Origin of the sequence: Kitasatospora sp. NPDC091257 (assembly GCF_044757675.1) — a bacterium.
Lineage (GTDB): Bacteria > Actinomycetota > Actinomycetes > Streptomycetales > Streptomycetaceae > Kitasatospora > Kitasatospora lactacystinica.
In genome coordinates, this window is the sequence record NZ_JBIVVI010000423.1 from 1 (window position 1) to 6,787 (window position 6,787).

Sequence of the window (6,787 nt, forward strand, 5' to 3'; positions counted from 1 at the left end):
GACTGGGCGGCGTGGGTGGGCCCGGCGAGCAGGTCCAGCGGGCCCATCCCCCAGTGCCCGGCCAGGACGTCGACCTCGTCCAGGGACCACGGCTGCGCCCCGGACTGGCGGCGGGAGACCTTGTCCTGGGTCAGCCCGACCGCGATGGCGAGATCACGCTGGCTCTCCCCGGTGCGCTGCCTGATCGCGGCCACGGTGAGCCGCAGCGTTTCCAACGTACTGAGCGTCATGCAAGCATTCTATCCATCTTGCATGGAGAAAATCCATGCAACACTGGAAATGTCGCCCCTTTAGGGGATGGCTCTACGTCTCGTTGACGACCGCACGGGAACCGACAGGAACCGACAGGCACCGCCGCTGCCCTCGGCCGGCGCACCGGTGCGGTGGACGCGGGGCGCGGGTCCGGGGGCCGCTGAGCCCCTGTGTGGCACAGGCGGGGCCCGCACCGTTCGGTGCGGGCCCCGCCCGCCGTTCTCGCCCAGCACAGCACCGCCACCCCCGCCTGGCACCCACTCGACACGGGACGGACGGCCGGACGGTGACGGTGGCAGCGCCCGGCCTGGCAGCCTCACTCGCGGCCGGCTTGCCCTGGGGTGGCCAGGTGCCACCGCCCCGGTGTGGCACGCGCTCGCCGGCCACACCCCGGCCCGGTACGGCGCCTGGCAGCTGTAAGAGCGCGGCGGTGGGGGGACTCCTACGGGCGCCGCTTCCAGGGTCCGTCGGGTGTGGTCATCGGCATGACCGCTCGCCGGTAGGCCGTCTCGGCCGCGGCCATCGCGGCCAGGACGCGCGTTTCCAGGTCCGCCTCCCGCTCGCCCGGGTCGACGAGCGACTCGGCCAGGGCCAGCGCGAGGTCGACCTGGTCGAGCGCCCGCGGATAGTGCTCGGCCAGCACGGCGTAGCCGTTGTCGTGAGCGCTCCGGAGTCGATGGACCCAGGTGCGCCAGCCGATCTCGCCGGTCGGCGGCCCCATGTCGGGCAGCCAGCCCCGGTGGTGCGCGTCCATGATCCGCTCGAAGGGCCGGTGGTCGATCACGGTGCCGCACTGAAGCGCCTCCGTCGCCCGGAGCATGCCGCCACAGCTGGCCGCGCCGGCGGCGTACGCGACCCTGCGCCGGTGCGCACGGCAGCCGAACGCCTCGAAGCCACCGCCGCGCAGCCGGACGGTCTTGTACACGGCCGACTCGGCGCACGCGTTGAGGTTGCGAATGGACGGCACGGCTCTCCCCGGACTCGGCTCTCACGCTCTTGGACCAGAGACTAGACGCGCGGCGGCCAGCCACTACCTTCCATCGGCAGCACCGCAAGCCCGACATCTGTGCTACTCGTTCGGCGAGACGCAGCCGGGGCGCAGCCGAACTCACCGACCCCACCGCCCCGGCGGGCGTACCGGCATCATGGCGCCCACACCAGCGGCCGGCGGCCACAACGCGTTTACAAGGCTCTGCCACCCGGCCTGGTCGTCCAACCTGACGGCCACCCGGACGGTCCGGCCCCGGGCCGGCGAGAACGGGGCAGTCCCGTTCTCACCGGCCTCTGACCTGGGTAGATACCCGAAACTCACCGACCGGTGGCTGCCCGGGCCGGGCAATCTCACCGGGCCCAGAAGGAAGACTCACCGGTCGGTCGGCGAAACTCACCACCGCAGGTCAGCAGCCCTGCGGCGGGGATCAGCAAGTCAGGAGCGCCGCCACCAGGAGCGGGAGCGCTTCTCCTCGGCAGCCGCAGCTTCGACTGCGGCCGGCGCCCGACGAGGCCGGGCGGACGGCGCTGGCCGAGTGCTCGGTCGAGCAGGCCCTCGCCCTGGTCGCCTCCGAGGACGTCGCTCACCGTTAACCGCTGACCCGCTACTACAAGCGTCGCTACGGGAGGGTAATGACGACCTTGCCCCGGGTGTGCTTGCCTGCGAAGTCGGACACCGCCTGCGGGGCATCGGTGAACAGGTAGGTGGCGCCGATCTCCACCCGCAACCGCCCGTCGGCCGCTCGGGCGGCCAGGTCCTCCAGGTCGCCGGGCTCGGCGGTGAAGCTGCCGATGTAGACGCCGGTGACTCCCCGGCCCAGGTCCTGCGGCCCGAAGAGGGGGGAGACCAGCCGGCCCCCGTCGCGGACCGCGCGGGCCGTGGTGGAGAGCGCGTCACCACGATTGATCAGGTCGACCACCACGTCCACTCCGTCCGGGACCTGGCGCAGCGTCTGCTCCGCGACGTCGCCCGCCTTGTAGTCGACGGTGCCCTGCGCGCCGAGCCCGCGCACGTAGTCCGTGTCCTCGGAGGCCGCTGTGGCGATCACCTTGGCGCCGAGCGAGGCGGCGAGCTGTACCGCGTACAGGCCGATACCTCCCGTCGCACCGACCACCAGCACGCTCTCCCCTGCTGCGAGGCCGACCGCGCGCAGCAGGCACGTGGCCGTCATCCCGGACTCGGGGATGGCAGCGGCATGCGGTGCGGCGAGGCCGGCGGGCCGCTTGGCGAGGTGCGGGCCGACCGCGACTACGGTGTGCTCGGCGACGGCCCCGGCTTGACCGGTGAAGGCGAGCACCGGGTCGCCCGGTGCGTAGGCCGTAACCCCATCACCGAGTTCGGCGACGGTGCCCGCCGCGTCCATCCCCACGACGAGGGGGTGCTCGACGGGGAAGAAGTCCTTCATCGCACCTGTGATCAGCGCGAGGTCCAGCGGGTTGAGGGCTGCGGCCTCCACCTTGAGTAGCACCTCACCAGGACCTGCGACGGGCTTCGGGAGGTCGGTGACGGTGATCCCGTCGAGCGTCGTGTACTCGCGGGCTACGAGAGCCTTCATCCGGGAACTCCAGTCGGGCGTAAGCGCGGAACAGGTCGCGTTCACTTCTACACCCCGGCGCCCCTGAACCCGGGTGAGCGGGGGCGGCGCGGCGAGTCATGGGCGGTAGGAGGGATCAGCCGAGTCCGAGGGGTTCGGTGACGACCACGACAAGACCACCCGTCCGTCTCCTCATCGAGACGGGCACTGCGTGGACCGATATGCCGCCGGAGATCATGGGAAGTCACCGCCCCGCTCGACAAGACCGACCATTCGCGACAGTTGAATACGCGACCCCACCAGTATCACGACCGCTCTCGTTTCCATAACCCGGGTTCATCGTTGATCCGATCGAGAGCTGCTTGCGGGCTGGGGCTCCGGTTCAAACGTCCATGTCAAGGGGAACGTATGACTCACATTCATGTGCATGGTCAGACTGGAAAGCGGTGGAGGCCAGTCGCCATTGCCAGTGCGCTCGCACTGGCGGCCAGCACGTTCGTCATGTCTGCATCGACGGTCGCACGGGCAGACGGAACCTACTGCGGCCACGAGGTGCTGGGTGAAATCGAGAACCGGTACATCGCGATGGGGGGATCCAGCGGGAAGCTCGGGTGCCCGCGCACAGGAGAGCTGACCAACCCCGACGGCGTCGGCCGCCGGACGCAGTTCGAGAACGGAACAATCTACTGGTCCCCTCGTAGCGGCGCGTGGCCCGTGTGGGGGGAGATCGGCGAATACTGGTGCGCGGATGGGTGCGAGGCCGGGTCGATGGGTTACCCGACGTCCTACGAGCGCAACGTCGGCAGCGAGATCCAGCAGAGCTTCCAGTGCACCGTCATTCACTGGCAGCGGGCGTCAGGTAGTGCCAACAAGATGTGGCGGGATCCAAACACGTGCGGTTGACCGTTTTGGGCTGAAGCTTCAGCTCACGGAAGGCCCTGGTTCGAATCCTCGGGGCCTTCCGCGTTGCCCCCTGAGCCTCGACAAGACCAAGACCGTCCCGCGCCAGCCGAAGACGGCCGGCGGACGAGCAGGCCGAGGGCAGGCGTGCCCTGACCTGTGACCGTGGGACCCGTTCGCCAGGTCCATGCAGGGCGGCAACGAGGGTGAACTGTGTATCGACATCACCCCGCGCGAGGTCGGCGGCGTGTGGGACATGGCGAACGTGACTGTCGGCCGGGGCACCCCGCCCAACGTGCCCTGTATCCGGGCCCATGTCGACGAAAAGGACAACTCCGCTGCGGGTTCCGAGTTCGGGAGCGCGGTGACATCCGACCGCATCATGCAGGGCGAGGCGTTCGAGGTCACCATCGAGCGGGTGTTTCAGCCCTGCCCCAGCACCGGTCCCAGGCTGGCGGGGCCGGGTGAGCGCTTCCGCAGGGTGTCAGACGCCGAACGCGTCCTTGACCTTGGCCGCCAGTTGCTCGGTCAGGTCGTCCCAGGCCGCCTCGTTCGAGAACAGCAGGCCGTGCTCCGCCCGCCAGTTGGCCACCGTAACGCGGAGGTCCTCGGTGAGGTCCGCGAACAGGTCGACGGACAACGAATCGTCTGCGTCTGCGGTCGGCGGGTCGTTGACCAGGTCGTGGTCCATGTCAGCCTCTCGATGTCTTTGGCGCCGGACGCGAAAAGGGTATCCGCGCCACGGCCCGCCATTGTTCGGTTTTGGCTCCAATTGGAGCCAAAACCTTCGAGTACCCCGACGAGCCAGCAGCGGCGGCGTAGCGAAGGCCCGCGCCGCTCAGCGGCCGGGGATTATCGCAGGCGGAGTTTGCCGTTCGCGTCCGCGATGAGGCTGGCGAGCGCCCCGGTCCGGGCGGGGCATCAAGATATCCGGCCTACCCTCGCCAATGCTTTGACCTGGTGCGTTATCTCGTTGTGACCAGGCCATCAAGGTATCGATCCTCACCGCCGGGACCAGGTCGTGCAGGCCGGCTCGTGCCAGGTGGTGCGGATGACCGCACCGCCGGGGGTCAGGTGTTCGCTGGACCAGGTCCGGCAGCACCCGGCGATCGAGAGCGGTCTCACCGGGGGCGTCGGCGTGCTCCTCGCGGCGCGAGTGGGCGCAGTCGTGGACGTCCAGGCCAGCGATTTCGGCGCGCGGAGCGGGGCTGCGGGGACGGTGGGCGCGGCCGGACGGCGGCGATGTCGGTGCCGGGCCTGAGGTGTCGTCATACCGAAGGCTCTGCCCGCCCCGCCCCGCGGCCGAACCCGGCCGTCACCCGTACGAAGTACGGAACCCGGGGTGCAACAGCGCGTTGCACCCCGGGTTTCCCAGAGGTTCGTGCTGGCCAGGAGCGAAACGCGGGGCTTGGCCGAGGGCCTTCGTGTTGCGTGTGTTGCGCCCCGTGTTGCACCCGCCGGCAGGTCAGGTTCGGCGCCGCCATGGACGGCTGCGCTTTGCCTCGGCCTCGGCGGCTTCGACGGCGGCCCGCTCGCACTCGGCCTCCTCTCGGGCCTTCTGGTCGGCGTCGGCCTGGCGGCAGCCAGCGCACAGCCCGTCGTCGCCCCAGGCGCGGGCCCGCTCCTGCTCCGCCCACCGCTCGTCCGAGAACGGCGTCGAGCAGCGGGTGCAGGCCGGGCGGCTCTCCTCTCGTTCGGCTTCCTCGCGGGCACGGCGGGCGGCGGCCGCGGCCTGGCGCTCGACGGCCAGGAGCCGGTCGCCGTCCGGGTTGTCCAGCGCTGCGGTGAGGGTGTGCCAGCCGTCGCGGCCGAAGCGCCGCCACACCGGAGCGGCGGCGCCCTGGTCGTCGAGCAGCTGCAACGTGGTGGCGACCACCGGCAGCGCCAGGTGGTAGTTGCCAGCCGTCACCCCCGCAAACGGGTACGGCCGCGGACTCCAGAAGGCGGCGGAGCCGGCCTCCACCGCATCGAGGCGGCGCAGCAGCCGCGCGTGGTCGCGTTCGGCTTTCACGGCCTGCTGCTCGGGGGTGAGGGGCTTGGTGCCGGGGCGGTCGCGTTTGCGGCCGGGGGTGAGGACCAGGGCGACGGGCGGGTAGCCCTCGTGGCCGGTGGGCGGGTAGACGGTGCGCCAGTGCCGGTGGTCGTGGACGGCGGCCCCGTGGTGGCGGGCCGCTTTCGCCTTGACCTTGTCGGCGCCCTTGGCGAGCAGTTCGCACCAGGCGGTGTAGGTGGCGAGCTTCTCAACGAGCTGGCCGACCGTCTCGTTGTCGCGGTCGACCTCGACCAGGAGCACCGGCACCTCGCTGCCGGGGTCGCGCAGCACGAGGTCGGCGTAGCGGGCGGTGCGACCGGGCACCGCGTGGCGGACCTCGGTGGTGAGGGTGAGCGGCGAGCCGTGGCCCGCGCGGGTGAGGTGCCCGGCGGTCGCGGTGACGTCCAGGGCGTGCTCGTCGTAGCCGGCGCTCTCGTCCTCGCGGACGGTGGACAGCTTGGTGCCGGGCGGCAGCAGGCGGGCGGCTTCCTTGTGGCCGGCCTTGGTCAGGCACCAGAGCTTGCGGCCGCGGGCCCAGCCGTCCGGGCGTGCCTTGCCCGCGTCCTGGAGGTCGAGCAGCGCATCGCGGGTTGCCTTGTCGCAGGCCTGGCCGGGCAGGGCCAGGTGCCAGAGCTCACGGCCGGTGGCGCGCTGGAACAGGACGAGCGCCACCATGACCCTCGCCCTGGCCGGACCCGTCGCACGCTGCTTGCGCCTCCGGCTTCCAGGGGCAGCGGTAGAAGGGTTGTCGCCACGGCGGCGGCCCCTTGTCCGGGGCTGCTGGCCTGCGGAAACGGGCCCGTCGCCGGGCGGGGCGGTGGAGGTGCGGGCGGAGGTGTCGGTGGAGGCGCCGTGCGGGTCCTTGTCCCGGCCGGGCGAGGCCTTCGCCAACACCTGCGGCAGGTGATCGGCGCCCTGGTCGCCGTCGTCAGGGCCGGGCGCGGCGAGCGAGGTCGTGGTCATCGGGTTGGCCTTCCGTCAGCGGCAGGCCGGAACGGCGCGGTGGCCGGCCCGGCACCTGGGGTTCGGTGGACGGTGCGTGTGCGGTTCCTGCTTGAATCGCACGACTCATCCATAC

General features: G+C 71.2%; 6 protein-coding genes. 1 reads left to right on the forward strand and 5 read right to left on the reverse strand.

All coding sequences use genetic code 11. From position 1 onward, the window contains the following. The 3 genes from ACIQOV_RS20330 to ACIQOV_RS20340 form a co-directional block, all read right to left on the reverse strand. A partial coding sequence (locus ACIQOV_RS20330; RefSeq protein WP_401050283.1) for a helix-turn-helix domain-containing protein occupies nt 1–230 on the reverse strand: 230 nt, incomplete at its 3' end. A gap of 464 nt (nt 231–694) precedes the next feature. Beyond that, nucleotides 695–1,219, reverse strand: a complete 525-nt coding sequence (locus tag ACIQOV_RS20335; RefSeq protein ID WP_401050285.1) for a hypothetical protein — start codon at nt 1,217–1,219, stop codon at nt 695–697. A 643-nt stretch (nt 1,220–1,862) separates the two neighbouring features. Continuing rightward, nucleotides 1,863–2,798, reverse strand: coding sequence for an NADP-dependent oxidoreductase (locus ACIQOV_RS20340; RefSeq protein ID WP_401050288.1), 936 nt, complete (start codon nt 2,796–2,798; stop codon nt 1,863–1,865). 480 nt (nt 2,799–3,278) lie between these two features. On the opposite strand from ACIQOV_RS20340, the gene ACIQOV_RS20345 reads away from it, so the two are divergent. Next, nucleotides 3,279–3,680, forward strand: coding sequence for an LGFP repeat-containing protein (locus tag ACIQOV_RS20345; protein ID WP_401050290.1), 402 nt, complete (start codon nt 3,279–3,281; stop codon nt 3,678–3,680). A gap of 481 nt (nt 3,681–4,161) precedes the next feature. On the opposite strand, the gene ACIQOV_RS20350 is transcribed toward ACIQOV_RS20345, so the two are convergent. Both ACIQOV_RS20350 and ACIQOV_RS20355 read right to left on the reverse strand, forming a co-directional pair. Further along, the gene (locus ACIQOV_RS20350; protein WP_401050292.1) at nt 4,162–4,368 is read right to left on the reverse strand and encodes a hypothetical protein; all 207 of its coding nucleotides are present in this window, start codon (nt 4,366–4,368) and stop codon (nt 4,162–4,164) included. A gap of 774 nt (nt 4,369–5,142) precedes the next feature. Beyond that, complete coding sequence (locus tag ACIQOV_RS20355; protein ID WP_401050295.1) at nt 5,143–6,672, reverse strand: hypothetical protein; 1,530 nt, start codon at nt 6,670–6,672, stop codon at nt 5,143–5,145. Nucleotides 6,673–6,787: the final 115 nt, after the last annotated feature.

Excerpts from the sequence above, each read along its gene's own strand:
- ACIQOV_RS20340 (WP_401050288.1), bottom strand. The coding sequence starts at position 2,798 with ATGAAGGCTCTCGTAGCCCGCGAGTACACGACGCTCGACGGGATCACC.
- ACIQOV_RS20355 (WP_401050295.1), bottom strand. The coding sequence starts at position 6,672 with ATGACCACGACCTCGCTCGCCGCGCCCGGCCCTGACGACGGCGACCAG.
- ACIQOV_RS20345 (WP_401050290.1), top strand. The coding sequence starts at position 3,279 with ATGTCTGCATCGACGGTCGCACGGGCAGACGGAACCTACTGCGGCCAC.
- ACIQOV_RS20350 (WP_401050292.1), bottom strand. The coding sequence starts at position 4,368 with ATGGACCACGACCTGGTCAACGACCCGCCGACCGCAGACGCAGACGAT.